This is a genomic window from Ectobacillus antri, assembly GCF_003852715.1.
Classification (GTDB): Bacteria; Bacillota; Bacilli; order Bacillales; family Bacillaceae_G; genus Ectobacillus; species Ectobacillus antri.
Genome location: NZ_RIAV01000027.1, coordinates 1 through 24,767, shown reverse-complemented (window position 1 = coordinate 24,767; position 24,767 = coordinate 1). Strand labels below are relative to the sequence as shown.

General features: G+C 41.1%; 30 protein-coding genes and 1 pseudogene. 12 read left to right on the top strand and 19 right to left on the bottom strand.

Going from position 1 to position 24,767, the window contains the following annotated elements:
* Nucleotides 1-74: 74 nt before the first annotated feature.
* The gene (locus EEJ45_RS16360) at nt 75-266 is read right to left on the bottom strand and encodes a hypothetical protein (protein WP_124565862.1); all 192 of its coding nucleotides are present in this window, start codon (nt 264-266) and stop codon (nt 75-77) included.
* A gap of 104 nt (nt 267-370) precedes the next feature.
* Here EEJ45_RS16360 and kapB point away from each other — a divergent pair, with 104 nt between their 5' ends.
* Entirely contained in the window at nt 371-742 is a 372-nt protein-coding gene (gene kapB, locus EEJ45_RS16355) for a kinase-associated lipoprotein KapB (RefSeq protein ID WP_124565861.1), read from the top strand.
* A 41-nt stretch (nt 743-783) separates the two neighbouring features.
* Here kapB and kapD read toward each other — a convergent pair whose 3' ends face one another.
* Nucleotides 784-1,392 (bottom strand): 3'-5' exonuclease KapD, encoded by a 609-nt coding sequence (gene kapD / locus EEJ45_RS16350; protein ID WP_124565860.1) that lies wholly within the window; start codon nt 1,390-1,392, stop codon nt 784-786.
* Nucleotides 1,393-1,658: 266 nt separating this feature from the next.
* Here kapD and EEJ45_RS16345 point away from each other — a divergent pair, with 266 nt between their 5' ends.
* The 3 genes from EEJ45_RS16345 (at nt 1,659) to EEJ45_RS16335 (ending at nt 5,461) form a co-directional block, all read left to right on the top strand.
* Nucleotides 1,659-2,984, top strand: coding sequence for an ArsB/NhaD family transporter (locus EEJ45_RS16345; protein ID WP_124565859.1), 1,326 nt, complete (start codon nt 1,659-1,661; stop codon nt 2,982-2,984).
* A gap of 87 nt (nt 2,985-3,071) precedes the next feature.
* Nucleotides 3,072-3,770, top strand: a complete 699-nt coding sequence (locus tag EEJ45_RS16340) for a DNA alkylation repair protein (protein WP_124565858.1) — start codon at nt 3,072-3,074, stop codon at nt 3,768-3,770.
* Between the two features lie 314 nt (nt 3,771-4,084).
* Nucleotides 4,085-5,461 carry a glycine--tRNA ligase gene (locus EEJ45_RS16335; protein WP_124565857.1) on the top strand — a complete coding sequence of 459 codons (1,377 nt, stop codon included), beginning with the start codon at nt 4,085-4,087 and terminating at the stop codon, nt 5,459-5,461.
* 131 nt (nt 5,462-5,592) lie between these two features.
* On the opposite strand, the gene EEJ45_RS16330 is transcribed toward EEJ45_RS16335, so the two are convergent.
* Together EEJ45_RS16330 and EEJ45_RS16325 are read right to left on the bottom strand one after the other, a co-directional pair.
* The gene (locus EEJ45_RS16330) at nt 5,593-5,874 is read right to left on the bottom strand and encodes a hypothetical protein (protein WP_124565856.1); all 282 of its coding nucleotides are present in this window, start codon (nt 5,872-5,874) and stop codon (nt 5,593-5,595) included.
* A 255-nt stretch (nt 5,875-6,129) separates the two neighbouring features.
* Entirely contained in the window at nt 6,130-6,507 is a 378-nt protein-coding gene (locus EEJ45_RS16325; RefSeq protein WP_124565855.1) for a hotdog fold thioesterase, read from the bottom strand.
* 176 nt (nt 6,508-6,683) lie between these two features.
* On the opposite strand from EEJ45_RS16325, the gene EEJ45_RS16320 reads away from it, so the two are divergent.
* Nucleotides 6,684-7,418, top strand: coding sequence for a DUF3298 and DUF4163 domain-containing protein (locus EEJ45_RS16320; protein WP_124565854.1), 735 nt, complete (start codon nt 6,684-6,686; stop codon nt 7,416-7,418).
* A 54-nt stretch (nt 7,419-7,472) separates the two neighbouring features.
* A complete protein-coding gene (locus EEJ45_RS16315; protein ID WP_124565853.1) occupies nt 7,473-8,060 on the top strand; it encodes a biotin transporter BioY in 588 nt (195 codons plus the stop codon).
* A 24-nt stretch (nt 8,061-8,084) separates the two neighbouring features.
* Here the strand turns inward: EEJ45_RS16315 and EEJ45_RS16310 are convergent, their stop codons facing one another.
* The 7 genes from EEJ45_RS16310 to EEJ45_RS16280 all read right to left on the bottom strand — a co-directional run bounded on the left by EEJ45_RS16310 (nt 8,085) and on the right by EEJ45_RS16280 (nt 14,185).
* The gene (locus tag EEJ45_RS16310; RefSeq protein WP_124565852.1) at nt 8,085-8,519 is read right to left on the bottom strand and encodes a GtrA family protein; all 435 of its coding nucleotides are present in this window, start codon (nt 8,517-8,519) and stop codon (nt 8,085-8,087) included.
* Nucleotides 8,520-8,602: 83 nt separating this feature from the next.
* Nucleotides 8,603-9,496, bottom strand: a complete 894-nt coding sequence (gene galU / locus EEJ45_RS16305) for a UTP--glucose-1-phosphate uridylyltransferase GalU (protein ID WP_124565851.1) — start codon at nt 9,494-9,496, stop codon at nt 8,603-8,605.
* A 19-nt stretch (nt 9,497-9,515) separates the two neighbouring features.
* A complete protein-coding gene (locus EEJ45_RS16300; RefSeq protein ID WP_124565850.1) occupies nt 9,516-10,976 on the bottom strand; it encodes a leucyl aminopeptidase in 1,461 nt (486 codons plus the stop codon).
* 96 nt (nt 10,977-11,072) lie between these two features.
* Complete coding sequence (locus EEJ45_RS16295; protein ID WP_164464315.1) at nt 11,073-11,669, bottom strand: 3D domain-containing protein; 597 nt, start codon at nt 11,667-11,669, stop codon at nt 11,073-11,075.
* Between the two features lie 235 nt (nt 11,670-11,904).
* Entirely contained in the window at nt 11,905-12,222 is a 318-nt protein-coding gene (locus tag EEJ45_RS16290) for a YuiB family protein (RefSeq protein WP_124565849.1), read from the bottom strand.
* Nucleotides 12,223-12,280: 58 nt separating this feature from the next.
* Nucleotides 12,281-12,775 carry an NUDIX hydrolase gene (locus EEJ45_RS16285; RefSeq protein WP_124565848.1) on the bottom strand — a complete coding sequence of 165 codons (495 nt, stop codon included), beginning with the start codon at nt 12,773-12,775 and terminating at the stop codon, nt 12,281-12,283.
* Nucleotides 12,776-12,976: 201 nt separating this feature from the next.
* Entirely contained in the window at nt 12,977-14,185 is a 1,209-nt protein-coding gene (locus EEJ45_RS16280) for an NAD(P)/FAD-dependent oxidoreductase (RefSeq protein WP_124565847.1), read from the bottom strand.
* 366 nt (nt 14,186-14,551) lie between these two features.
* On the opposite strand from EEJ45_RS16280, the gene yumC reads away from it, so the two are divergent.
* Together yumC and EEJ45_RS16270 are read left to right on the top strand one after the other, a co-directional pair.
* Nucleotides 14,552-15,544 (top strand): ferredoxin--NADP reductase 2, encoded by a 993-nt coding sequence (gene yumC, locus EEJ45_RS16275; protein WP_222928034.1) that lies wholly within the window; start codon nt 14,552-14,554, stop codon nt 15,542-15,544.
* A gap of 245 nt (nt 15,545-15,789) precedes the next feature.
* Entirely contained in the window at nt 15,790-17,037 is a 1,248-nt protein-coding gene (locus tag EEJ45_RS16270) for an MFS transporter (protein WP_124565863.1), read from the top strand.
* Between the two features lie 103 nt (nt 17,038-17,140).
* Here the strand turns inward: EEJ45_RS16270 and EEJ45_RS16265 are convergent, their stop codons facing one another.
* From EEJ45_RS16265 to EEJ45_RS16250, 4 genes are all read right to left on the bottom strand, one after another.
* Nucleotides 17,141-17,494: a HesB/IscA family protein gene (locus EEJ45_RS16265; RefSeq protein WP_124565845.1), complete on the bottom strand. Its 354-nt coding sequence runs from the start codon at nt 17,492-17,494 to the stop codon at nt 17,141-17,143.
* A 97-nt stretch (nt 17,495-17,591) separates the two neighbouring features.
* Nucleotides 17,592-18,428: a diaminopimelate epimerase gene (gene dapF, locus EEJ45_RS16260; RefSeq protein WP_124565844.1), complete on the bottom strand. Its 837-nt coding sequence runs from the start codon at nt 18,426-18,428 to the stop codon at nt 17,592-17,594.
* A 121-nt stretch (nt 18,429-18,549) separates the two neighbouring features.
* Entirely contained in the window at nt 18,550-18,696 is a 147-nt protein-coding gene (locus EEJ45_RS16255; RefSeq protein WP_124565843.1) for a nucleoside transporter C-terminal domain-containing protein, read from the bottom strand.
* Between the two features lie 199 nt (nt 18,697-18,895).
* A complete protein-coding gene (locus EEJ45_RS16250; protein ID WP_124565842.1) occupies nt 18,896-19,135 on the bottom strand; it encodes a YuzB family protein in 240 nt (79 codons plus the stop codon).
* 194 nt (nt 19,136-19,329) lie between these two features.
* Between EEJ45_RS16250 and EEJ45_RS16245 the strand changes: the two genes are divergently transcribed.
* Nucleotides 19,330-20,394 (top strand): NAD(P)/FAD-dependent oxidoreductase, encoded by a 1,065-nt coding sequence (locus tag EEJ45_RS16245; protein ID WP_124565841.1) that lies wholly within the window; start codon nt 19,330-19,332, stop codon nt 20,392-20,394.
* A 124-nt stretch (nt 20,395-20,518) separates the two neighbouring features.
* Here the strand turns inward: EEJ45_RS16245 and EEJ45_RS16240 are convergent, their stop codons facing one another.
* Nucleotides 20,519-20,824: a YuzD family protein gene (locus EEJ45_RS16240; RefSeq protein ID WP_124565840.1), complete on the bottom strand. Its 306-nt coding sequence runs from the start codon at nt 20,822-20,824 to the stop codon at nt 20,519-20,521.
* A gap of 46 nt (nt 20,825-20,870) precedes the next feature.
* Here EEJ45_RS16240 and EEJ45_RS16235 point away from each other — a divergent pair.
* Nucleotides 20,871-21,163: pseudogene (locus EEJ45_RS16235) on the top strand (NifU family protein).
* A gap of 35 nt (nt 21,164-21,198) precedes the next feature.
* Here EEJ45_RS16235 and yutH read toward each other — a convergent pair.
* Nucleotides 21,199-22,191 (bottom strand): spore coat putative kinase YutH, encoded by a 993-nt coding sequence (gene yutH / locus EEJ45_RS16230; RefSeq protein WP_124565838.1) that lies wholly within the window; start codon nt 22,189-22,191, stop codon nt 21,199-21,201.
* Between the two features lie 182 nt (nt 22,192-22,373).
* On the opposite strand from yutH, the gene EEJ45_RS16225 reads away from it, so the two are divergent.
* A complete protein-coding gene (locus tag EEJ45_RS16225; protein WP_124565837.1) occupies nt 22,374-22,865 on the top strand; it encodes a phosphatidylglycerophosphatase A family protein in 492 nt (163 codons plus the stop codon).
* 277 nt (nt 22,866-23,142) lie between these two features.
* Here EEJ45_RS16225 and EEJ45_RS16220 read toward each other — a convergent pair whose 3' ends face one another.
* Together EEJ45_RS16220 and EEJ45_RS16215 are read right to left on the bottom strand one after the other, a co-directional pair.
* Nucleotides 23,143-23,913: a TIGR01457 family HAD-type hydrolase gene (locus tag EEJ45_RS16220; RefSeq protein ID WP_124565836.1), complete on the bottom strand. Its 771-nt coding sequence runs from the start codon at nt 23,911-23,913 to the stop codon at nt 23,143-23,145.
* 20 nt (nt 23,914-23,933) lie between these two features.
* Nucleotides 23,934-24,374 (bottom strand): DUF86 domain-containing protein, encoded by a 441-nt coding sequence (locus EEJ45_RS16215; protein ID WP_124565835.1) that lies wholly within the window; start codon nt 24,372-24,374, stop codon nt 23,934-23,936.
* 241 nt (nt 24,375-24,615) lie between these two features.
* On the opposite strand from EEJ45_RS16215, the gene EEJ45_RS16210 reads away from it, so the two are divergent.
* On the top strand, nt 24,616-24,767 hold a 152-nt coding region (locus tag EEJ45_RS16210), incomplete at its 3' end, for a transposase (RefSeq protein WP_187695363.1).

Sequence of the window (24,767 nt, the reverse complement as noted above, 5' to 3'; positions counted from 1 at the left end):
CAGAAAAGCGGAGCCGACTGTTTAGGCACAGAATCTAAGGTTCTCGGCACAAAAAAGAGCATAAAAAAACCTGCTTATGCAGGTCCCCCGTCTTTGTGATTCGCGTTCATTAACGTTTTTTCAAGTTCTTTAAACTTTTCTGCATCACGCTTTGAAATCTTTTGAAATAGTCGCCATGTTAATATAGCGCCGATTAAAAAGATGATACAGATAATAAATGCCGGGATATACTCGGTCTTATCTTCAGGAAAATATAAAAATGGCATGTCTACACCCCTTTTTGACACGTATATGTTTCATTATACCGCAAAAAGACAACCTTGCCTTTACCTTTCTCGTTTTGTAGGATGAAAGAAAAGGAGGGGTTTTTGTGGAAGTTGGTACAATAGTAAAGGGTTTTTATAAAACGGGCACATATATTGGGGAAATTACCGCGGTGCGTCCGCAGCACTATCTTGTGAAAGTGCTTGCGGTTGTAAAACATCCGACCCAAGGTGATTTACATAGCATAAAGCAAGTTGATGTGCCGCTGTTTCACGAGCGTCGTGCTTTAGCGTACAGAGAACAAACAAACATTCCAATTCACATGGTCAAACCATATGAAGGAGAAGTCCCTGATTATAAAGAATCATTACGTTTAGCACTAGAGACCCAAATAGCCGAGCTTCAAGAAGAAAATTCTCCTTGGGCAAAGCGTTGCTTGGAAAACTTAGCCGTTCTACAAAAGGAGTATAAGTTATAAAAAACCAAAGGCCAAATTACTTTTAAAAAGTAATTTGGCCTTTAGTTTGTGCTTACACGCTTTAGTAGCTTGCTAAAATCTACTCGGTCTCCGATTGTAGGCGGTGCAGGTTTTACTAAATATTGCTTATCCTTTTCTACCAACTTAAAAATATTGTATGTGGTTAAAGCATCGTCTAGCGCCCGATGATGTTTACCTGTTCCTTTTTTGCCATACGACTCAATCGCCTTCCAAAGTCCAGTCTGGTTTCGATCGCCAAAAAAATGCTTGTATTCCAATGACAAGTCTCGATGAGTTTGAAATGGATATACAATGCCTGCCGCTTCACAGTTTTGCCGTAATACACGCACATCCATATTTCCCCATGTAATAAGCGTTGCACCTTCATATTGACGAAGTTTCACCATTAATTCTAAAAACGAAATACCACCATCAATATCTTCCTGCGACACATTCAGAAAACTTTTACAACGTTCTGTTAAAAGAGGAAAACGCGTCGGTTTTACATATGATGAAAATGTATCCTGTACATCTTCTTGTACAAACACTGCGCCAACCTCAATGATTTCAGGATAAAACCCGTGCGGCTTCCGCTTGCTTTCCGGCATGGTAAACTCAAAATCCAAAAATAATAGTTGAGCCCCCTCCATTCTAATCCCTCCTCCCTTTTCAGTATATCATGCTGCGAGTTTTTTCTTGATAAGTGTGTATCTTATGTATATGTGTCAATATAACAAATATTTTCATAAAACAACATTGACAAGAACCGAATTTCAAAAAATGTTGAAGTGCTACTTTATACATCCAAAAGCAATATTCATTTACACAATTTCCTCGCTTCTTTTATAATAAAATAGTGTGCATTTTGCCACATTACAAAAACATTCGGTATAATACCTGGAAGGGAGCAGAGATTTTGCACGAAACAACTACTGAAATTTCCAATTTTCAATACTATTTTGCTATTGCAGTCTTTTTAATTTCATACGCAATCATCATCTCAGAAAAATTAAATCGTGCGGTAATCGCCTTGCTAGGCGGTGCCTTAATGGTGTTATTTGGCATCGTAGATTTACATCAAGCATTCACACACCATATTGAATGGGGAACAATTACCCTTTTAATTGGCATGATGATTCTTGTAAACATCACCAGTAAGTCGGGTGTTTTCCAATACGTCGCCATTAAATCCGCTAAAAAAGCAAAAGGAAATCCCATTCGGATTTTAATTATCTTGTCTTTGCTGACAGCACTAGGCTCTGCGTTTTTAGATAATGTAACAACGGTGCTGCTTGTTGTGCCAGTTACCTTATCCATTACACGTATTTTAAAAGTAAATCCAGTTCCATACTTAATGTCAGAGGTTATTTTCTCTAACATCGGCGGTACTGCAACACTTATTGGAGACCCACCGAACATTATGATTGGGTCTGCCAATAAACACCTTGATTTTAATGCTTTTTTATTCAACTTGGCGCCTGTTGTGGCCATAATCATTGGCGTAACAGCACTTATGATTTACTTTATCTATCGCAAGCAGTTACAAACAGATGCAGCGCAAATTAAAATGCTGATGGATTTAGATGAAAACAGCTACATCAAAGATCGTAAGTTGATGATAAAATCATTAACGATATTAGGCTTAACCATTCTTGGCTTTGTCCTTCACTCCATTCTTCACGTGGACGCCGCTGTTATTGCAATGACAGGCGCAACAGTTCTTATGCTTATCGGTGTGAAGGAGCATGAAATTGAAGAAGTGTTTGCGCATGTAGAATGGGTAACGATCTTTTTCTTTGCCGGACTTTTTGTGTTGGTCGGCGGTCTAATTGATATCGGCCTGATTAAAACACTGGCTCAGCAAGTTCTGAATATTACAGGCGGCGATATTGGCTTTGCATCTCTACTTATTTTATGGGTGTCTGGTATTGCTTCTGCGACAATTGACAACATTCCATTTGTAGCAACCATGATTCCGCTTATTAATGATATGGCGATTGGACTTGGCTTGTCACCGTCTGCTGCTGAAATTGATGTATTATGGTGGTCACTTGCGCTCGGTGCTTGTCTAGGTGGGAATGGTACATTAATCGGGGCATCCGCGAACGTAATTGTAGCGGGTATCGCAAGCCGCGAGGGACACGGTTTTAGCTACATGACCTTTTTAAAGTTCGGTTTTCCCATTATGATTGTATCACTCTTAATTTCTCATGCTTATATTTACTTGCGTTACTTAATGTAAAAGAAAAAGCTACGGCTTTTTCTTTTTTGTTGCCAAAAGAACATAAGTTCGTGTTATGCTTATAAAAAATAGTAAGGAGGAACTATCATGGATGCGTTTGTTGTAGCATTGCAGGCACATTTCGAGCCACATCGCAATCCCGAAAAAGCGGCAGCTATGAGCCGTTATATGAAGAATCAATTTCCCTTTCTCGGTATACAAACACCGGAACGGAAAGCTTTGCTGAAACATTTTTTACTTGCATACGGGGTACCATCGCCGCAGCAATTACCAGCAATTGTGCGGGGCTTATGGCAGTTGCACGAGCGCGAATATACAATTGTCGCGCTAGATTTACTTGAAAAGAACATAAAACATATGAATGCTTCTTTTTTACCGCTCATGGAAGAAATCATTACAACAAAGTCTTGGTGGGACACTGTCGACTATATTGCCCCTCGGCTTGTCGGAACCATTTTCACCATTTCTCCCGAACACATTGATGAATATGTAACAAAGTGGATGCAGTCGGGTAATATATGGCTGCAACGAACAGCGCTTTTATTTCAGCTCAAATATAAACAAAAAACAGACATACAGCTTCTCTTTTCCCTCATCCAGGAGCTCAGTCACTCCAAAGAATTTTTCATTCAAAAAGCAATCGGCTGGGTGCTTCGTGAATATGCAAAAACCGATGCGGATGCGGTGCGACAGTTCGTTCAGAACCATCACCTTGCGCCCCTTAGTAAACGAGAAGCACTCAAGCATATTGGTATAAAAAACAAAGCATCCGGACAGATTGTATAAAAGAAAGACATGTTCCCAATCAAAGCAAATGCATATACTAGAGTATCTCTTGTCGTTTGCGATAGAACATGTTAAAATGTTAGCATCTTTTATATAGTAGCAATGACGGACCTATAAGTACTTGCAACCAAAGCGATTCAGGGATGGTGTGAGCCTGATATGAGCAAGGAAACGGCAGTCCCGAGCAATACAATTTCAAAGTGGGCATGCATACGCATGTCAACTAGGGTGGAACCGCGAGCAAACGCTCGTCCCTAGGCATTACGCCGTGGGATGAGCGTTTTTTGTATTTTATTTTAAAGGAGGATTTTCATATGGCTTCAATGGAACAAATCGTAAATTTAGCAAAACACCGTGGCTTTGTATTCCCGGGTTCTGAAATTTACGGAGGTTTAGCAAATACGTGGGATTACGGTCCGCTAGGTGTTGAGCTGAAAAACAACGTAAAAAAAGCATGGTGGAAAAAGTTTATTCAAGAATCTCCATACAACGTAGGTCTTGATGCAGCAATTTTGATGAACCCACAAACTTGGGTAGCATCTGGGCACGTTGGTAACTTTAACGACCCGATGATTGACTGTAAATCATGTAAAGCGCGTCATCGTGCTGATAAATTAATTGAAAATGCCTTGGAAGCAAAAGGCATCGAAATGATTGTAGATGGTCTTTCCTTTGACCAAATGGCTGCGCTCATTACAGAACATAACATCACATGTCCGGATTGCGGCAGCAATGACTTTACAGAAATTCGCCAATTTAACTTAATGTTTAAAACACATCAAGGTGTAACACAATCCAGCACAAACGAAATCTACATGCGTCCAGAAACGGCACAAGGTATTTTCGTCAACTTTAAAAATGTACAGCGCTCTATGCGCAAAAAGCTTCCATTTGGTATCGGCCAAATCGGTAAAAGCTTCCGTAACGAAATTACACCGGGTAACTTTACATTCCGTACGCGTGAATTCGAGCAAATGGAGCTTGAGTTCTTCTGTAAACCAGGCGAGGATATGGAGTGGTTTACATTCTGGCGTAACTATTGCCGCGACTGGCTGCTTGCGCTTGGCATGAAGGAAGACAGCATACGCCTACGCGATCATGGTGAAGATGAATTGTCTCACTATAGCAACGCAACAACAGATATTGAATTTAAATTCCCGTTCGGCTGGGGCGAGCTTTGGGGCATTGCTGACCGCACGGACTTTGACTTGAAACGTCATATGGAGCACTCTAACGAAGATTTCAATTATGTAGATCCGCAAACAAATGAGCGTTACGTACCATATTGCATCGAGCCTTCTCTTGGTGCGGATCGCGTCACGCTGGCATTTCTATGTGATGCGTACGAAGAAGAGCAGCTAGAAAATGACTCTCGTACGGTATTGCGCTTCCATCCGGCATTGGCGCCGTTCAAAGCGGCCATTCTACCGCTTTCTAAAAAGCTATCTGACCATGCAATGGAAGTGTACAGCGAATTGTCTAAGCACTTCATGGTAGACTTTGATGAAACAGGTTCTATCGGTAAACGTTATCGCCGCCAAGATGAAATCGGCACACCGTTCTGTATCACATTTGACTTTGATTCTGTCGAAGATCGTCAGGTTACGGTGCGCGACCGCGACACAATGGAGCAAGTTCGCATGCCAATCGAAGAATTGAAGAACTTCTTGGAAAACAAAATTAACTTCTAATAGCAAAAGGGTGTCTATGCGACACCCTTTTTTTCGTAATTCAGCAAGTTTGGCACTTTTTCTGGGGACTTCTTGCGATAATTTGATAACTTTCTAAAATAATCTGGCGACTTTGCTAAGTTATTTGGCAACTACGATCCTGTCGACGTACTGCCGCTACCAAATCCCTTCTTTGCTTTAACAGATGATTTCCCGCTATCAGTATCTGGATACGCTGTGTTACCAATATAATAGTAGCCATAATGACGAGAACCTCGTTCGTCACATTCCCATTCCTCATCACCGTGGTCGTACTCAAATTGGGAGCAATATGGATCTTGTGGCTTTGGCGGTACATCTTCATCTCCGCAGCCTGCCATCGCTCCACCAAAAGCTGTTGTAATGCCTAACATCATTAATTTCGTCTTTTTCATCTTTATTCCCCTCTCCCCAAAATACAAAAAAACCTCTGCCATGAAAAATGGCAAAGGTCTTGCAAGACATGGTCATATGCCAACAAAGCCGGTGAGAACACTCACGGAATGACGACCTTGTTTCAGGATATACCTGATGCTACTCCCCTTTGGAGTATATAATTATTTATACATATATCTTACAATACAAGAAAAAATATGTAAATGATTTTCTGTAGGTACAAATCGCTCCATCTAAAGAGACTGTTGCTCTAATTAACGCTTATCTGTAACAGCAACTGTGCAACGGGAAATACAAAGTAGTCGCTCTTGCTCATCGACAATTTTAATATCCCAAACCATGGTTGTTTTTCCTTTATGCAAAGGCGTCCCGATGGCAGTTACTACTCCATCTCGCTTAGAACGAATATGGTTCGCATTAATCTCTAGTCCAAAGCATAATTGAGTTTCAGAATCGATGAGCGCATATGTACCGACACTTGCCACCGTTTCGGCGAGCGCTACCGATGCTCCGCCGTGCAAGAAACCAAACGGTTGATGTGTACTTCCGTTCACTGGCATGGTCATAACCACTCGCTCAGGGGTACACTCTTTCATCTCCATTCCTAAAGCTTCCATCAAAGTTTTTGCCATTTATCATCCGCTCCCTTATTAATGTCAGATTCATATTTCCATATTATGCATAATTATAACTTGTTCCTCGCAAACTGTATATAAACAAGAACTCTTCGCTCGCATGTATAGTCCTTTTAAAAGAATATACATTCTACATACGATATGAATTCACTTTGTATATAAGGAGATTGCATATGAAACTACGCTATTTTTGGATCATCCTGTTCGTTTTTCTATTTCCTGTTCACACCTATGCGGATCGCCCTGTATTGCCTTCCCATGCACCGCTTCTTGCTGAAGAAGAGAAAAAGGAAGGAAAAAATGAGTATTTTGAATATCAGCTGCGTATCCCTCATTTTAGTGGATTAAAAAACGAAGTGTTTCAAACAAAGTTGAATGAATATTACAGTACAAAAATGATGATGTTCAAGCGCAAATTAGAAAAAGAGGCCAAGCAATACTACGATGAAAACAAAGGGGCTCTTAGTATTCATCCCTACGTGGGAAGTACAGACTATAAAATCACTTATAACCGCAAGCCACTACTGAGCTTGTATACAAGCTACTATCAATATACCGGCGGCGCGCATGGTATGTATGAGTGGAGAGCTAATACGTTTGATATTGACTTAGAAAAAGAGCTTATGCTAGCAGAATTATTTACAGGAGCAGGCTATGAACAAATGATTCGGCAAGAAATTCTTAAACAAATACAACAAAATAAGGACAGCTTTTTTCCAGATGCAACTGAAAAAATTTGTAAAATTAGTGAATTGAAATTCTTTTTAGAGACAGAAAATCTTGTTGTCTATTTTCCATTGTATGAACTCGCTCCTTATTCTTCTGGCATTCCAGAATTCCGCATTCCGTACACTCTGCTGCAAGAACAATTGAAAGGCAAGTATCAGAAGATTTTGATTGACAAGTAATGCGCGTCCCGTTACGATATTGTTAACCAAAACACTATTGGAGGTTAACATAAAATGCGCAAGTTTCGTACACTTGATTTAACTTTAGCTGCTATGTTTGTTGCGCTTATGGCAATTGGCGCAAACATCACGTCTTGGGCTCCTTTTTTACAAGTAGCTGGTATCCCTCTATCAATGCAACCATTTTTTGCAATCCTAGCCGGATTGTTACTTGGTAGCAGAGTGGGGGCACTGTCTATGACTGTTTACATGCTAGTTGGTATTGCGGGGGCACCGGTATTTGCTCAATTTAGCGCAGGAATTGATACTGTTTTAGGCATGTCTGGCGGTTTTATTCTCTCTTACATTGTTGTTGCCTACGTAACTGGAAAAATCGTCGAAAGCAAGGTAATCCCGACCTTCTCTACTTTTTTGATTTCCTCTTTAGTTGGTATTGCTCTTATTTATGTGATTGGTACGAACTATATGTACGCTGCTGCAAATGTATGGTTAGAGGCAGACATGGAATACGCAACAGCTTGGAAAATCATGATGTGGTTTATGGTAAAAGATTTAGCATTTACCATTTTAGGAGCAGTCATCGCCCCTCGTATCTACCGTGCGATTACCAGCTCTGGAACAGCTTATTCTCGTACAGCATAAAAGCACGGATTTTTCCGTGCTTTTTTAATTTGCAGCCATTTTTTCTTGGATTTGCTTATCTTGACTTGTCGGTGCAAAAACAAAGTACTTACTTATGTAAAAGTGTGTGCCAAATCCAATTATATTCACAATTACCGCACATAATGGCTTAATGTTCACAAGATAAACAAGTCCATTATAAAATACAATAGCTACTGCCATGCTGATGAGTGATGCAGCAATAAATAAACCAAATTCTTTGGCTCCACTTTGTATATCTGCTCGCTTCGTTTGAAACACAAACTGCTTAGTTGTAATATAAAAGATAAGCATAAAAATAGTCCATGACATGCTTTGTGCCACCCATGTACTACCTATATCCTCTTGCATCGTTAAGATAAAAAAGTATATAACCATTTTGGATACACTTGCACAGGCTCCTAAAAATAAGTAGTTATATAGCTGACGTTTTTTATCCATCTAACGCTCCTTTCCATGCGATTGAACATATAAGAAGAGGAGCGATTTGCTCCTCTTCTTATATGTATTTGTATATACACTAATTATTCCAGCGTGCTTTTTACGGTGTTCTCTTCTAACAATCGCTGCATAACCTGCAGTAAATCTTCACGTAAATCGTCATGCTGCAGCGCCATTTCAATAGTTGTTTGAATAAAGCCAAGCTTTTCACCTACATCATAACGCTTGCCATCAAAGTCATATGCGAACACACGCTGAATTTCATTTAGCCTTTGGATTGCGTCAGTTAGCTGAATTTCACCACCTGCGCCAATTTCCTGTTCCTCTAAAAACATAAAAATTTCAGGAGTCAAAATATAGCGACCCATAATCGCCAAGTTAGAAGGTGCCGTACCTTTTGCTGGCTTTTCTACAAATTGACGGACTTGATAGCGACGGCCATCTCTTTCAATCGGATCAATGATACCGTAGCGATGCGTTTCACTTTCATCAACCGTTTGTACACCAATCACAGATGAAAATGTACGCTCATGCTCATCCATCAATTGACGTAGACACGGCTTGTCAGCTTGCACAATATCATCGCCAAGCAGTACGGCAAACGGCTCATCGCCGATAAATTTTCGTGCGCACCATACTGCATGTCCCAGTCCTTTCGGTTCTTTTTGACGAATATAATGAATATCCACCATTTTAGAAGAAGCTCGTACCTTTTCTAGAAGCTCATATTTTTCCTTCTCAAATAGGTTTTGTTCCAATTCAAACGCATGGTCAAAATGATCTTCGATCGCGCGTTTTCCTTTTCCTGTTACAATAATGATATCTTCAATGCCCGATTGAATGGCTTCCTCTACAATATATTGAATGGTTGGCTTATCAACAATCGGAAGCATTTCTTTTGGCATCGCTTTAGTCGCAGGCAAAAAGCGTGTTCCCAGACCCGCTGCAGGAATAATGGCCTTTCTAACTCGTTTCATCTTTTCTACCTCTTTCTTATCATGAAAAGCGTTCTACAAGTGTTGCTAATGTACGTACCATTACACCAGTTGCACCTGCTGGACCAAGATCATGCGCCGCTTTGGTTTCAGATGTACCAGCAATATCCAAATGCACCCATGGTGTGTCTCCCGCAAATTCTCCTAAAAACGCCCCTGCCATAATAGCATGACCATCGCGCCCTGGAGAGTTATTCAAATCGGCAAATTTACTGCCCCGCACTCGCTCCTTGTCACGTTCGAAAATTGGCAATTGCCAAATTGGCTCATCCGTTTCTAAAGCAGCTTCCAATACTTGCTCATAAAATCCTTCATCGTTTGTCATCGCACCTGTCGTATGGTTACCTAACGCGACAATCACACCACCTGTTAACGTTGCTACATCAATAAGATAATTTGCTCCGAGCTGCTTTGCATACGTGATGCCATCTGCAAGCGCCAAGCGCCCTTCCGCATCTGTATTCAACACCTCAATCGTTTTACCGCTCATAGATGTAATAACATCATCTGGTTTAAATGCAGCGCCACTAATCATATTATCAGTAGCTGGGATAACCATCACGACATTTTGCTCTGGACGCAATTCGCCGATGATTTCCATGGCGCCTAAAACAGCTGCAGCACCGCCCATATCTCCTTTCATACCAACCATACCTTCACGCGGCTTTAAGGAGTACCCGCCTGTATCATATGTAATACCTTTGCCCACAAGTCCAATTACATCTGTCCATTCTTCTTTACCTTGGTAAGAGATAGTAATCACCTTAGGTGGGTTGACAGAACCTTGGTTAACGGCTAAAAGCGCCCCCATACCAAGCTCTTGTATTTCTTCTTTTTCCAGCACTTTATAATCCATACCGTACTTTTCTGCCAATTGAATTGCATGATGTGCAAGATCGCTAGCTGTTAGCTTATTCGGCGGCATATTTACAAGCGTACGAGCCATATTTGTTGCTTTTCCATACACAGCACCGACAGAAAGAGCAGCTTGCACTTCTTGTGCATCAGCTTTTGTGATGAACACGAGAGAGGGACTTGGTTTTTGTTCCTTTTTATTCGTTTTATATGTTTGTAACTCATATGTGGCCAAGTAATAAGACTCTGCGGCAATATGCGCTACATCTAATACATCAATATGACCCGATACAAATGAATCTAGCTCAATTGCGATGTTATCTGCTTTTATACCCTTTACAGACTGAAATACCTTACCCATTGTTTCGCGCAGCAACTCTGTTGTATAGGTATCAGCATTGCCGAGGCCAGCGAATACGTAGCGCTTCACATCACTTTGTCCAAGCGCATGTACTTTAGATACAGATTTCTTTCGGGTAGAGATATCACCCTCTGCTACAAGCGTACTTAATTGTCCATTTAAACCGACTTCTAGCTCTGTTGCTCCTTCAAAAATACCAATGATGGCTACCTCATGTGTACCTAACTGTTCTTGTATATGAAACATCCTAACACCTCCAAGTATATGTTTTTATTATAGCTGTATTTGTTGAAAAATGCGAAGATTCCGTGCAATATAAATAGCCCGGACGATTTATCCGAGCTACTTTCGATATTGTTGGCGGAACACCTGCATTGCCTTATCTTCGTTTAGGCGGTTCATATCCTCTTCTGTTAATTTCCCATTTCCCATCTTAACCACATATACTTTTAATTCTTTTTTACCCCACTGCTTATATACATCTTGCACCGTTTCATAATATAAGTCCAATGAGTTTCCTTTAATAGCCCCACCCTTATCCGCCACAACACCATAACCATAATCCGGAATGAACAAAACAGTTCCAATCGGAAACACGTTAAGATCTGCAGCAATAGTAGAATATAAGTCCCGCTTTACGCGAACACCAGAATAAGTAATGCCGTATTGCGGGTGATTCGGTCGTTTTCCTGTTGATTCCACACCTGCTGTATAGCCCGTTGCCTTTACCATCATTGAAGGATATTTTTGATCCCAATCTTCAAATTCTTCTAGCGTAATTGGGGATAGCTCCTCAGCTTTTACACTTGTGACAGATTGACTTGTTTTTTTAACAAAGTGCTCTACGCGCAACCCAGTAATTGCAAACACAGTAACAGCAAGCGCACAAAGAAATGCGCTCGTCATCAACAAGCGAATCGCAACTTTTCGTATTGTCATGCTTATTTCAACACTCCTTTACGACTAGTGTTGGCCATGACAATCATTTTTATGCGATAACCCCTCTCTTTTTTTATCTTCTAAGACCAACTTCGCAGTCCTAGCGGCCGAGTTCTCTCTCCTATCGGCCGAATTCATTCTTCTATCGGCCAAATTCATTCTTCTATCGGCCAAATTCAACTTTTATCAGAATTCTCTACAATTGATTATAGAAAAAACCTCGCGGCAGCGAGGTTTAGAACATTTGATATCCTTTTTGACGAAGTGTCTTAATAATGATGCCGGAAAGAATAGCTCCGACTAAGCCGGTCGTTAAAATAATCATGTCTGCTTGACCTAGGGATGTGGCATGTTCTGTTAAAGAAGCAAATGCCTCTGATGGATTGCTGATATAATCGAAGGTGCTGACCTTATCAATAATAGCAATGCAAATAAGCGGGTACAAGATTGCCATAATCCATGTTTTACGTAAGATCATATTTAACAAAAAGCCAATTCCGAAAAACAACACAAAAAACAACATCATTGAAATGAACAATACTGGAATACTCATGTATTTCTCCCCTTTTTCCCTCTTGCTGTCTTAAGTGTACAAAACGTGCGCAAGGTCGTCAATTTCTGTTTTCAGGAAGAAATACATGATAGGCTGTATATCCAAAATGAGTGCCTGGGTTCATATCTTTTCGTAGTGGAAAAGGTGGTGCGGAAATACTTTGCGCCAAATAACGTAATAATACCGAAGCCGTTTCATCATTTGCAAATTGGGATGGCTGTAAAAACTGCGCATCTTCTAGCTCATCGCTCTTTATTACAATACGCTCATGTAACGGCGCTAAGCTGAAAATAATCATGTTATCGCTGATTTCATTTCGAATTACACCAGAACGAACCCCAATCACACCTTTAACCTCTGTATGTATTCCCGTTTCTTCCAGTACTTCACGTTGCACCGCTTGGTCAACCGTTTCCCCTTCATCAACAAAACCGGCCGGAAGTGACCATACGCCCTTTAATCCCCCGTAACTCTTTTTCACCACAAGCCATTTTCCATCTTCTGTTATGACTAAACCACTCACACCGAGCCACACCTTACCTCGTTTGCTCATATTCCCCGCTCCTTCATTCTAAGTGACATTTAGGATCGATTAAAGTTCGTTGTTGATTTCGTTTGCTTTCGGGAGCCTGGCTTTTCCGCAGGATTCTCACCCTCTTCACTTTAATCAACAAGTACCACTTAGCAGCATCAGGCTTTAACACACTACCTTTAAAAAAAGAGCAAAAGCGCACCGGCTTTTGCTCATCTTATCTTAAAAGAACTTTAATTTACCTTTTTTCAATACTAATAATGGACCGCCTAGTAGGAACAAGTAGCGGTTGTCGATTACTTTTTTCATGAAAGCAGCTTGCCATCCGACAATCTTTCTGCCCATTACAACACCGATACCATCATCGTGACCAAGTGAACATACGGAACCTTTGTTATCGAATACAAACTTCTTCATTTCACCTTTGCCACGTACCATAACTGCAATGTTTTGCGCAATTGTGTAACCTTCTTGAATTGCGATTTGTGCAGTTGGTGGGTAAGGACGATCATTTTCAGGATTAAAGATTAATGCAGCGTCACCAACGATAAATACATCATCATGACCAGGTGCGCGCATGTACTCATCAACTTTGATACGGCCGCGCATTGCTTCAAAGCCGGATTGCTCCACAAGTGCGTTACCGCGTACACCAGCTGCCCATACAACTGTTGCTGCTTTGATTTCTTCTACTTCCTCACCTTTTGCTACGATAATACCTTCTTCTGTAGCTTCTTTAATCGCTGTGCCGATGCGGAATTCCACGCCGCGCTTTTCTAAAAACTTCACGGCATATTCAACAAGCTCAGGATCAAATCCAGGCAATACTGTTGGTGCAGCTTCTACGCAAATAATGCGCACTTTTTCACGAGGTACATCATACTCAGCTACAAGCTCAGGAACACGGTTCGCAAGCTCCGCTAAGAATTCAATACCTGTAAAACCAGCACCGCCGACTACAACTGTTAGTAGCTCGTCGCGTTTTTGTGTTGGGTATAGAGAGAACATATACTCAATATGGTCGCGGATTTGACGTGCGCCGTTAATGTTAGCAATTGAGAATGCATGCTCTTTCAGGCCTTTAATACCGAATGTTTCAGATTCAAAGCCAAGACCCACTACAAGATAATCATACTCAAGCTCACCATTGTGAAGGATAACACGCTTTTCTGCAGACTTAATTTCTACAACCGTATCTTGTACGAAGTTTACTTTGCTAGAATCAATTACATCTTTAATTTCAAGACGTGTTTTATCATGGTGCAATGTACCTGCCGCATTCTCATGCAACCATGTTGTCTGGTAATGATAGCTGTTATTGTTTACAAGCGTAATTTCCGCTTCGCTTACAGACAGCATTTTTTGGAGACGGACAGTGGTAATCATACCGCCGTATCCGGCACCAAGAATAACTATTTTCGGCTTTCTCACCCTAATCACGATCCTTCTCTATAAAATAAGTATGCAATATAATTAGTATTTGTCGAACTTTATCGACAATTCATAAAAAAGTAAAAAATTTGTCACAAAAACGAAACATACACCTACATTATATTATGCTTTTTCTAGCCATTTTTCAAGTGCAGTTATTCACATAATCCGTAACGAATTTAATGAAAGTGCTTTCTTTTTCTGTTTGGCATTTATTTTTTGTTGTTTCATTGAATATATACAGTAGAAGTCTGGAAATACGGTCTTTTTCTAAGTTTTTTTCAAGAAATTATGGTATGATTTTTTGTGAGCAGTTTCACTTGTACGACGTACATTGAGAACTATTACACTTTGATTTGGAGGGAGATCGCTTTGACAGAACAAAAGGTATACGATATCACCATTATCGGCGGAGGACCAACAGGATTGTTCACAGCCTTCTACGGAGGGATGCGACAAGCAAGCGTGAAAATCATTGAAAGCCTACCGCAGCTTGGCGGTCAGCTTTCCGCGCTATATCCTGAAAAATACATCTATGACGTGGCCGGCTTTCCAAAGGTTCGCGCACAAGAGCTGATAAATAATTTAAAAGAACAAATGAGCAAATTCGAGCCGACAGTTTGCTTGGAAGAGGCTGTACAAACCATTGAAAAGCAAGCAGACGGCGTATTTAAGCTTGTAACCAATAAAGATACACATTATTCCAAAACAGTCATTATTACAGCTGGAAACGGTGCATTTCAGCCACGCCGCTTAGAGCTTGAGAATGTAGAGCAATATGAAAAGAAGAACTTACATTATTTCGTAGACGATATGAACAAGTTTGCTGGCAAACGCGTTGTTGTATTTGGCGGCGGCGATTCCGCAGTAGACTGGGCGCTTATGCTTGAGCCGATTGCTGAACAGGTTACACTTATCCATCGTCGCGATAAATTCCGCGCGCATGAGCATAGCGTTGAACTACTGATGAATTCGCGCGTAGATATTAAAACGCCTTACGTACCAGCGGAATTAATTGGTGACGACAATATTAAGCAAGTCGTAATTCAAGATGTAAAAACAGAAGAAAAAGTAGTTCTGGATGTTGACGATGTAATCGTTAACTACGGCTTTGTTTCTTCTTTGGGACCAATTAAAGATTGGGGCTTAACAATTGAGAAAAATAACATTGTAGTAAACTCCAAAATGGAAACCAATATCCCGGGCATTTACGCAGCTGGTGACATTTGTACGTACGACGGAAAAGTAAAGCTCATCGCGTCCGGCTTCGGTGAAGCACCGACTGCTGTAAATAACGCGAAAGCTTACATTGATCCAAAAGCAAGAGTACAACCACTGCACAGCACAAGCTTATTTTAAGAAGAGCCGATTTCGGCTCTTTTTTTGTATAGACTTTGCTAACGTTCTCTGTTGCTTTCGGCCGCAGGGATAGTCGAAAGTCTTATCCCTTCCGCTTTAATCAATGGGTGAACAGCCTTTTGTGTAAAAAGACCTTGTACAACTCGTATAGCATTGTCTACAATGAAAAAAGGGTATCAAAATAGAAACAAGTTGTCATACTGTACATAGATTGAGCCCGCATTCTAAAGCAAGGAGATTATATGATGGAAAATGTCAGGCAATCTCACATCATAGCGGCTTCGAGTAAAAGTACCTCGTTGTTTCGCAATAGTAACTTCCTGTATTTATGGAGCGCTACCTTATTTTCAAGCTTCGCGCTCGCGCTATTCACGTTTTCGCAAACATGGTATATCGTCAAAACTTTAAATTTGCAAGCTTCACTAGGTCTTGTGCTCCTTGCATCAAGTGTCCCAAGACTGGTATTTATGATTGTAGGCGGCGCCGTTGCAGATAAGTTTCCCAAAAAGAATATCATGTTCATCTCAAATATGATTCGCATTGTGCTCGTGAGTATTTTATTACTATGGCTTGTTGCAGGTGACGTTACATTATACACACTTGTAATCTTTGCACTCTGTTTTGGACTTGCAGATGCTTTCTTTTGGTCTGCAGATGGTTCTATTTTACCGGAGCTCGTGGCAAAGCATCGTTTAACACAGGCTAACTCTATTACACAAATGACCAATCAATCTTCACTTATTTTAGGACCTGTTTTAGCTGGATTTTTGCTGAAGGTCACCAGCTACGAAGCTGTGTTTGCATTGGCAATTGTTCTTCTCATCTCTGCAGCGTTTCTCGTATATCACATTAAAAGCGGAACTCAACAGGAAACGCGCAATGGAGCCATACTTACCTCTATAAAGGAAGGAATTTTATACGTTAAGCAATCATCATTTCTAACGACCCTTCTCATCTGCAGCGCATTTTTAAACCTGTTTCTCATCGGACCCATGCAAATCGGATTTCCGATTTTTGTAAAGAATGTACTGCATGGTGATTCTGTGTTATTCAGCTATTTGGAAGGATCTGTAGGGGGAGGTATGGCGATTGGGGCCATTACAGTTGGTCTGTTGAATATTCAGCGCCGCCGCGGCCTTTTTTGTATCATCATGCTGTTTTTATCAGGCATTGCCTTTTTCTTTATTACACAAAGCGATATAGTGTGGCAAGCATTGCTCGCAAGCGGCTTATTTGGTATAGCACTTGCTATGGCAGCACTTCCTTTGATGGCTGTTATCCAATCTACAGTGAAAGAAGACATGATGGGGCGCGTGATGAGCTTAATGATGCTTTCCTCAATGGGGCTTATCCCGCTTTCTTATGCCGCTACCTCAATGCTTCTTACGTTTGGTATACCGATTGTCATGATTTTAAAAAGCGGCGCCGTTACTATTATTTTGTTCGCACTGTTTGTTGCATTACGTGTACCAACAGTCCGGCGTTTTGACTAAAGAAGGAAGAGCCGCGACTCTTCCTTTTTTAATGATTCCAGCTACCTTTGGGCTGCTCCCGCAAATGTAAAAAGCCCCTGCACTGCACGGGCTTCGTGTTAAGTTAACACTGTTCTGGTGTTCCCTGATTTGTCGCGGTGCGGAAAGACGAACCGCAGCCGCATGTTGCAATCGCATTCGGATTATCGATGGTAAAGCCGCCGCCAAGCATGGATTGCTTGTAATCAATCTTCACACCTTGTAAAACAGGGGCATCTTGTTTATCAATGATAAACTTCACACCATGAAAGGTAAGAATTTCATCGTTCTCACCAGCTTCCGGTTCAAAGCCAAGACCGTAGGAAAGACCGCTGCAGCCGCCGCCTTTTACCGCCAGGCGTACAAATTGCTCACCTTCGTCAGCTTGCTTAATCATATCCTGAATTTGCAATGCCGCTTGCTCTGTTACAACAATCATTGTTACACTTCCTTTCCTATATCAAACACGTATCGTGTACCTATCCACTACCCCATTTATTATAACGCTTTACATATACTTGCTCAAATTCGCAGTCTCAATATTGATACACACCGGTACAAATCACTTCGGCAGGCCCTTTCATCATAACCTCTCCGGCCTCTGTCCAAGTAATGAATAAATCTCCTCCCGCTAAATGCACTGTAATCTCTTCGCCTCGTTGCATATATCCCTTTAAAACCCCAGCAACTACGGCGGCACAAGCACCCGTGCCACATGCTTGCGTCACACCAGATCCACGTTCCCATACACGGAAATGCATAGATACCTCGTTAATTACTTCTACAAACTCTACATTTACCCCTTCCGGAAACATCTCGTGCTTCTCTAAAATGGGACCAAGTGTTGTAAGCGGTGCAGCCTCAATATTCTCTACAAATAATACAACATGCGGATTTCCCATTGACACAGGCGTTAGTCCATAGGTTTTATCCTCAAATGTAAACGTCTCTGCGCCACCATACATAGGAAGATCCGTTCGGCGTAAGCGCGGCTGTCCCATATTAATTGTTACGTATTCTACTAGCTCATCTTTGACAGTAACCTCGGCCGTCACCGGACCAGAGATGGTATCAATTTGAAACACAGGCTCTTGTACCAGTTTATGTTCAAACGCATATTTTGCTACACAGCGCAAACCATTGCCACAGCTTTTTGCTTCTGATCCGTCTTTGTTAAAAATACGCATTTTTACAGGTGCCTTTTCAGATGGACAAATCAAAATCATTCCATCCGAACCAATCCCTCTGTAAATATCTGAGACCTTACGAGCAAGCTCTGGCATGTCTTCTTCTGCCAATTGCTCTTCAAACAGATTGATGTAAATATAATTGTTGCCCAATCCATGCATTTTTGTAAAAGAAATTTGTTTCATCGGTTTTCACCTCAAAAAAAAATGAATTGTTTCAAGTATAAAATGGACGCACTTTGAGCACAATAGGAACATCCCCCGTTTCTCATAAAAAAGAAAAGCCTCTGGCTTTTCTTTTTTTTGTTTAGATAAACATTCCTGTAATAATCGCTCGCAAACCGTAGCGCGCAATATCAGCACACCTACTTGGCGCCATTCCTCCAACTCCTCCTAGAAAAAGGGCTACGGATGAGAGAGTTGTAAATCCGTATAATACGGCATAGCCGAACAATGTAGACCCAGATACAGAAGCAAGTCCGCTATCTACCCCAGATTGCTTTCATAAAATAAATGCTAGCAGAAACAGGACAGCGATGCCTTCGAACCCCCAAAGTACGTTCATACTATCAACTCAATTATTATACTCCTGTTTAGATTTTTCTAACGACGCTACTTTTAGCCACAAAAAACAAAAAGCACCAAAAAGGCGCTTAAAACATTGGGTTTTCTTCTAGGTATTCATATATATGATCAACCAATTGCTCAGGTGTCTCACCGGTTACGACTTCTCCATTGACCATTGCATACGGACCTTCGTAGCATACACCGCAGTAGCCAAGACAACCGTATTCAATCACATCTACATTCGGATCTTTTTCCAGTATTGCCATCGCACGTTGTGAGCCGTTCGCTAAATTACTTACACAAAATTCTATTAACGGTTTAATCACGATTTTCACCTCTCTATCGTAACTGTAAACGTTTTTACATATAGCGTCAATATGTTTGTTTTCCGCATAAATACCACAGATATACATTGTTATTTGTTCACAAATTCGATATAATTTTTGTGGGTAAAGTTTCGAAATTTTTTCAATATATTATTGTATTATGGATCATTTTATAAGCAAAGGGGTAATCCATCATGAAGCACCTCGTTATTCTCGGTGGCGGATACGGTGGAATGAGAATTTTACAACGTCTTCTTCCTAACCTTCCGGACGACACACAAGTTACACTTATTGACAAAGTGCCATATCATTGCTTTAAAACGGAGTATTATGCATTGGTAGCGGGAACTATTTCAGAAACTGATATTCGCATTCCGTTCCCAGAGCATCCACGTTTGACTGTGAAATACGGTACAATTGTCAACATTGATATTGATGCGAGATTAGTAGAATTACAGCATGGGGAAACTGTAAGCTATGACGATCTCATTATCGGTCTTGGCTGTGAAGACAAGTATCACAATGTACCTGGTGCAAAAGAGTACACATGCAGTGTGCAATCGATTGAAAAATCCAGACAAACCTATCAACAATTGAACGGTCTTGCACCTCATGCAACCGTTGGTATTGTTGGTGCTGGTTTAAGCGGGGTGGAAGTGGCCAGCGAACTGCGTGAAAGCAGACCAGATTTGAACATTTTACTGTTTGATCGCGGCGAACGCATCCTTTCTATGTTTCCTAAAAAGCTAAGTCTTTATGTTGAGGACTGGTTTGTAAAGCATAATGTTACTATTATACGTAACTCTAACATTACAAAGGTAGAACCCCACCTTCTGCACAACCATGAGGAAGCGATTCCATGCGATGCAATTGTATGGACAGCAGGTATTCAAGCAAGCTTAGTCGTACAACAACTTCCAGTCGAAAAGGACAACAGTGGTCGCGTGGTGCTGACAAAGTATCATAATATACCAAATTATGAAAACGTATATGTGTTGGGCGATTGCGCAAGTCTGCCTCACGCACCTTCTGCACAGCTCGCAGAAGGACAAGCGGAGCAAATTGTTACTATTTTACAAAAACGTTGGAAACAAGAAGAGTTGCCGGAAACAATGCCCGTGATTAAACTTAAAGGGGTCTTAGGGTCACTTGGCAAGAAACATGGCTTTGGCCTACTTGCAAACCAAGCGTTGATGGGCCGCGTACCACGTCTATTAAAATCAGGGATTTTATGGATGTATAAACACCACAATGGCTAAAGAAGCTTCGCCACACGGCGAAGCTTCTTTAGCCAAGGCAGTATAATGACACGAATATAATACAAACCATCACAAATTTTATTTCTTGTTATTGTTTATCCATAAAAAAGTGACCTTAGTAAGATCACGTTATGTACTTATCAATCTCTGCATAAATATCCTTCAAGCGCGGATTTCCTTCTCCTACAATTTCTTGATTTACTAATACAACGGGGTAAAACAAGTCTTCTTCAATCACACGCGCTGCAAATTCCCTTTGTTCTTCATTATCTTGCTCTTCAAAAATATCTACATATTGAAATTCAAACGCATACTCGGGATACTTTCTGCCAATCGCTGCTTGTAGCCACTCAAACGTTTCTGTCGAAGATGGCATTCCCACGCAACTCGCACAGATTACCTTTGCTCCGTATACACTAATTTTAACCACATGTGTTCCCCCTTTTTTATACCCTAAAAAACCCCAGTAGTATACAATAGATTTTTCTCCTTATAATGATTATAATAAAACTGAAGAAAGGAGTCGATAACAATGGCAGATCAAGAAATGTTTGCACAGGTTGAAGAAGTGCTTGATAAATTACGTCCGTTCTTACTTCGTGACGGCGGTGACGTGGAATTAGTGGATATTGAAGAAGGTATTGTAAAGCTTCGTCTAATGGGCGCTTGCGGTACATGCCCAAGCTCTACTATTACATTAAAAGCAGGTATTGAGCGCGCTCTATTGGAAGAAGTTCCAGGCGTTGTGGAAGTAGAACAAGTATTTTAATGTATAGAAAAGGAGACCTTTCGCAGGTCTCCTTTTTATGTGAGCCAATCTAGCTTCGGTATACCAAGAGTTTCTGTGGGCAAACGAATGCTTTGATAAAAACTTGCCAGAAAACGCTCCGATTCATTCGTTTTCTCTAAAATTCGTTCTATACGATCTTGATAAAACGGTTGGTCTCCGCCGCCGCTTAAATAATACCCTTCGACTGTTTCAAAATATTGAAGTGGAAACAAAAGACGTGCAAATAATAAACGCCATCCGAACGCAGAGAGAGGTGCAACCGCTTCATACTCACCAAGAAAGGTCATAATTTTCTCTTCTGCCTGTTCCCCTTCTTCATACATATGCCGAACCCATTCAGCCAAATCCCGGCTCGGATGATCAAACACCCAATCGATTGGGACTTTCACGTGATTCGTTTGGCGCCAAAGGCGATCGGTAAAGCGTTGCTGACAAATGGTGGCCGCATCCGCTACTTGCGGTTCTGCATCTAATTCTGTATCTACTACATATTGAATTGCATTTTCTGCAAGTCCTAGGTAATAAGGGAAGGAATTAATAAACAGTTTCTCGAAAGAAGTAGTAGGGTGATTTGTGAGACGCCCGTACCAAAACTTCTCCAATTGATCGAGGCGTTTTTCCCAAAGTTCTCGCCACTCGCCAATCCGACTGAGCTCACTAATCTCACCGGGATACAAGCGTCCCCGAAGATGAAACATGCCAAGCTCCCGTCCTTCATTCATACTGCGCTCTGTTTGGCGCACAGCTCGTAATAAACAATAATTTACTTCCCTGATTTCGCTCACATAGTATCCTTGTACAGTAGGAACAAATGCAGCCACCGACAAATCACCCTGCTCCGTCATAAAATCGCTAAGTTGCTTCATTTCTATTAATTCTTCTTCTTTTCGCTTCCCGATTGGAATAAGAATATACACCTTATTGCGCACCCAAAAGCTTTGATACGGGCCAAGCATCGATAGATCGCTCGGTCGTATCCCGTACTGCTCATACAGCAGTTCCTTCATCGAAGCACCTCCATCTATCACAGCATGCCAGCAGTGGCTTGTTTCGGTCTCTCTTTATCAAAATTTTTCTCTCTAGCTTATATATATGAGCGCTTTTTCACTTTAACAGCTTTTTCGCTGTAAGCAGTTCACATAATCACGCTATGAAACGTATACAATATTAAAAAAGAAAAGGTGATGTAATGAATAGAGGCAATCAAATCGAAGAAAAAGCATTAGAACTGTTGCAACAACGCGGTGTAAAAATAGAAGATATCGCAGATCTTGTATTTTTTCTGCAGGAGAAATATCACCCTAACCTCACCATGGAAGAATGTCGTTATAACGTGGAACGCGTTCTAGCCAAACGAGAAGTCCAAAATGCCCTTGTCACCGGTATTCAGCTTGATATGCTTGCTGAAAAAGGACTGCTTGACGAGCCTCTACAAAGCATCGTAAAACGAGATGAAGGTCTGTACGGGATTGATGAAGTCATTGCTTTGTCTATCGTCAATGTCTACGGTTCTATTGGATTTACCAACTTCGGTTACATTGATAAGATGAAACCAGGTATCCTTCAGTTTCTCAATGACAAATCTACTGGCTACATTCACACCTTCCTTGACGATATTATTGGTGCCATCGCTGCAGCCGCCTCAAGCCGCCTCGCCCACAGAGCCGCACATCAAGAATAGAAAAGCGCAAGCGGCTCGTTCAGGTGCAGAACCTAAGGTTCGTGGCCCTAAAAGGCGCTCTTTGCCTTTTTGTGGCCGCGGTTCTTAGGTGGCAGCACCTAGCCGCTGGAGCTAGACACGAAAAGCGAAGTCAACTGCTTAGGCACAAAAAAGGATAGAATTATATCAAAATAAAAAGGAAGAGTAGCCCGTGCACTCTTCCTTTCTCCTTATCTATCCGGATTGAAGGTATATCGACTATCTTCCATGTTCAACATAAATATTTCACAATATGATGTTATATTTTATCCATCCATTCCGTTAACGAATGAACAACGTAAGTAGGCTGTGTTTTATAACTTGTGAGCATATCTGGTGTAGTAACACCTGTATGCACAAGCAAAGTATCCACACCAGCGCGGATACCAGCTAAAATATCGGTATCGTAGTTGTCGCCGACCATAAGCGTATCCTCAGGCGAAACCCCAATTTCCTTGAGTGCCTGCTCCATAATGATGGGTTCCGGTTTTCCAATAAACAATGGTTTTATTTGTGTGGATACCGCCACCACAGACGTCAGCGATCCGTTACCTGGCATAAGTCCTCGCTCTGTAGGCAATGCGATATCACCGTTTGTAGAAATAAACTTCGCGCCTTTTCTCACTGCCAAACAAGCCTTCGCAAGCTTTTCATATGTAATATCACGGTCAATACCCATAATGACATAATCCGGATTTTCATCTTCAAAACGAAACTCCTTCTCTTTTAAAGCTGCTTCTAGTCCTTCTTCTCCAATCATATATACTGAAGCCTCGGGATTTTCGGCATACATATAATTCGCCGCAGCCATGCTCGTTGTAAACACATGCTCAGGACCTGCAGGAATATCTAGACTGCGAAGCTTGTCCGCCACCTGCTCGGGACGCCTGGATGAATTGTTCGTTACAAATAAATACGGAATATTCATCGCGACCAGTTGCTTAACAAAGTCACTTGCCTCTTCAATTTTTTCTTCACCTCGATACATCGTACCGTCGAGGTCAATTAAATACGCTTTATATCGCTTCATGCTGACTCTCCTCTCGCTGCTTACGAATTACTGAACGCAGAAACTGGACCAAGCTCTTGCTCCAAATAACGGCGCACATGCTTTGGATACGCCTGTACGATGGACAGTTTATCTCTCAGTACTCGAAGTACATATTCATGATCCATCGTAATATATTCTTGCACCAGCATTTTACGCAGGCGTACTACGTCCTTAAGATGTCCACCTTCTTCCATGCTAACCACTTTTTCATCCATCAAAATATCAATAATGTCCTCATAGCTACCAGGGTCTCGCATAATAAAGCCGTCGATTAATGCGTTTCCTACATCGAGCACCGCATCAATCATCAAGTGAGCCATACGCTCTAACGCATATTTTTGAAGCTGCGTTTCATATGATTCAGTTTGTGAAAATACCGTTGTGACTTGTTCTAAGCATTGTAAGGTTTGTTCTATTTTTTTGCGATCAACAAAATACATCGTTTCACCTTCTATCTGGAAATTAAAGCACTTACAACATTCATTTGTATTGTACTTCTTTCTCGTAAAAAAATCGATACTTTTAACTTCCCTCCGAAAGAAGTCTCCTACTTCTAAACGTGAAGGTGCGCCAGCACCAGTGAAAGTGGGAGATGAATTTCGGTTAGGCGTAGCCTAAAGTTGTCTCTTTTTTTGTACTATGATATAATCAGTCTTAGATAAAAGAAAGGTTGTTATATCAATGAAATTAGACAATAATAATCATTCAGTGTTCTTGTTGTATTATCATCTCGTTCTGGTCGTAAAATATCGCAGAAAAGTGATTGACGATGCCATATCTGACTACGCGAAAGATATGTTTGTACGATTAGGTGAAAATTACAATATTTCCTT

Coding starts and splice junctions, on each gene's coding strand:
- EEJ45_RS16360 (WP_124565862.1), bottom strand. CDS start 266: ATGCCATTTTTATATTTTCCTGAAGATAAGACCGAGTATATCCCGGCA.
- kapD (WP_124565860.1), bottom strand. CDS start 1,392: ATGGAGGGGGCTCAACTATTATTTTTGGATTTTGAGTTTACCATGCCG.
- EEJ45_RS16340 (WP_124565858.1), top strand. CDS start 3,072: ATGGATGCGTTTGTTGTAGCATTGCAGGCACATTTCGAGCCACATCGC.
- EEJ45_RS16335 (WP_124565857.1), top strand. CDS start 4,085: ATGGCTTCAATGGAACAAATCGTAAATTTAGCAAAACACCGTGGCTTT.
- EEJ45_RS16330 (WP_124565856.1), bottom strand. CDS start 5,874: ATGAAAAAGACGAAATTAATGATGTTAGGCATTACAACAGCTTTTGGT.
- EEJ45_RS16325 (WP_124565855.1), bottom strand. CDS start 6,507: ATGGCAAAAACTTTGATGGAAGCTTTAGGAATGGAGATGAAAGAGTGT.
- EEJ45_RS16320 (WP_124565854.1), top strand. CDS start 6,684: ATGAAACTACGCTATTTTTGGATCATCCTGTTCGTTTTTCTATTTCCT.
- EEJ45_RS16315 (WP_124565853.1), top strand. CDS start 7,473: ATGCGCAAGTTTCGTACACTTGATTTAACTTTAGCTGCTATGTTTGTT.
- EEJ45_RS16310 (WP_124565852.1), bottom strand. CDS start 8,519: ATGGATAAAAAACGTCAGCTATATAACTACTTATTTTTAGGAGCCTGT.
- galU (WP_124565851.1), bottom strand. CDS start 9,496: ATGAAACGAGTTAGAAAGGCCATTATTCCTGCAGCGGGTCTGGGAACA.
- EEJ45_RS16300 (WP_124565850.1), bottom strand. CDS start 10,976: ATGTTTCATATACAAGAACAGTTAGGTACACATGAGGTAGCCATCATT.
- EEJ45_RS16295 (WP_164464315.1), bottom strand. CDS start 11,669: ATGACAATACGAAAAGTTGCGATTCGCTTGTTGATGACGAGCGCATTT.
- EEJ45_RS16290 (WP_124565849.1), bottom strand. CDS start 12,222: ATGAGTATTCCAGTATTGTTCATTTCAATGATGTTGTTTTTTGTGTTG.
- EEJ45_RS16285 (WP_124565848.1), bottom strand. CDS start 12,775: ATGAGCAAACGAGGTAAGGTGTGGCTCGGTGTGAGTGGTTTAGTCATA.
- EEJ45_RS16270 (WP_124565863.1), top strand. CDS start 15,790: ATGGAAAATGTCAGGCAATCTCACATCATAGCGGCTTCGAGTAAAAGT.
- EEJ45_RS16265 (WP_124565845.1), bottom strand. CDS start 17,494: ATGATTGTTGTAACAGAGCAAGCGGCATTGCAAATTCAGGATATGATT.
- dapF (WP_124565844.1), bottom strand. CDS start 18,428: ATGAAACAAATTTCTTTTACAAAAATGCATGGATTGGGCAACAATTAT.
- EEJ45_RS16245 (WP_124565841.1), top strand. CDS start 19,330: ATGAAGCACCTCGTTATTCTCGGTGGCGGATACGGTGGAATGAGAATT.
- yutH (WP_124565838.1), bottom strand. CDS start 22,191: ATGAAGGAACTGCTGTATGAGCAGTACGGGATACGACCGAGCGATCTA.
- EEJ45_RS16225 (WP_124565837.1), top strand. CDS start 22,374: ATGAATAGAGGCAATCAAATCGAAGAAAAAGCATTAGAACTGTTGCAA.
- EEJ45_RS16220 (WP_124565836.1), bottom strand. CDS start 23,913: ATGAAGCGATATAAAGCGTATTTAATTGACCTCGACGGTACGATGTAT.
- EEJ45_RS16215 (WP_124565835.1), bottom strand. CDS start 24,374: ATGTATTTTGTTGATCGCAAAAAAATAGAACAAACCTTACAATGCTTA.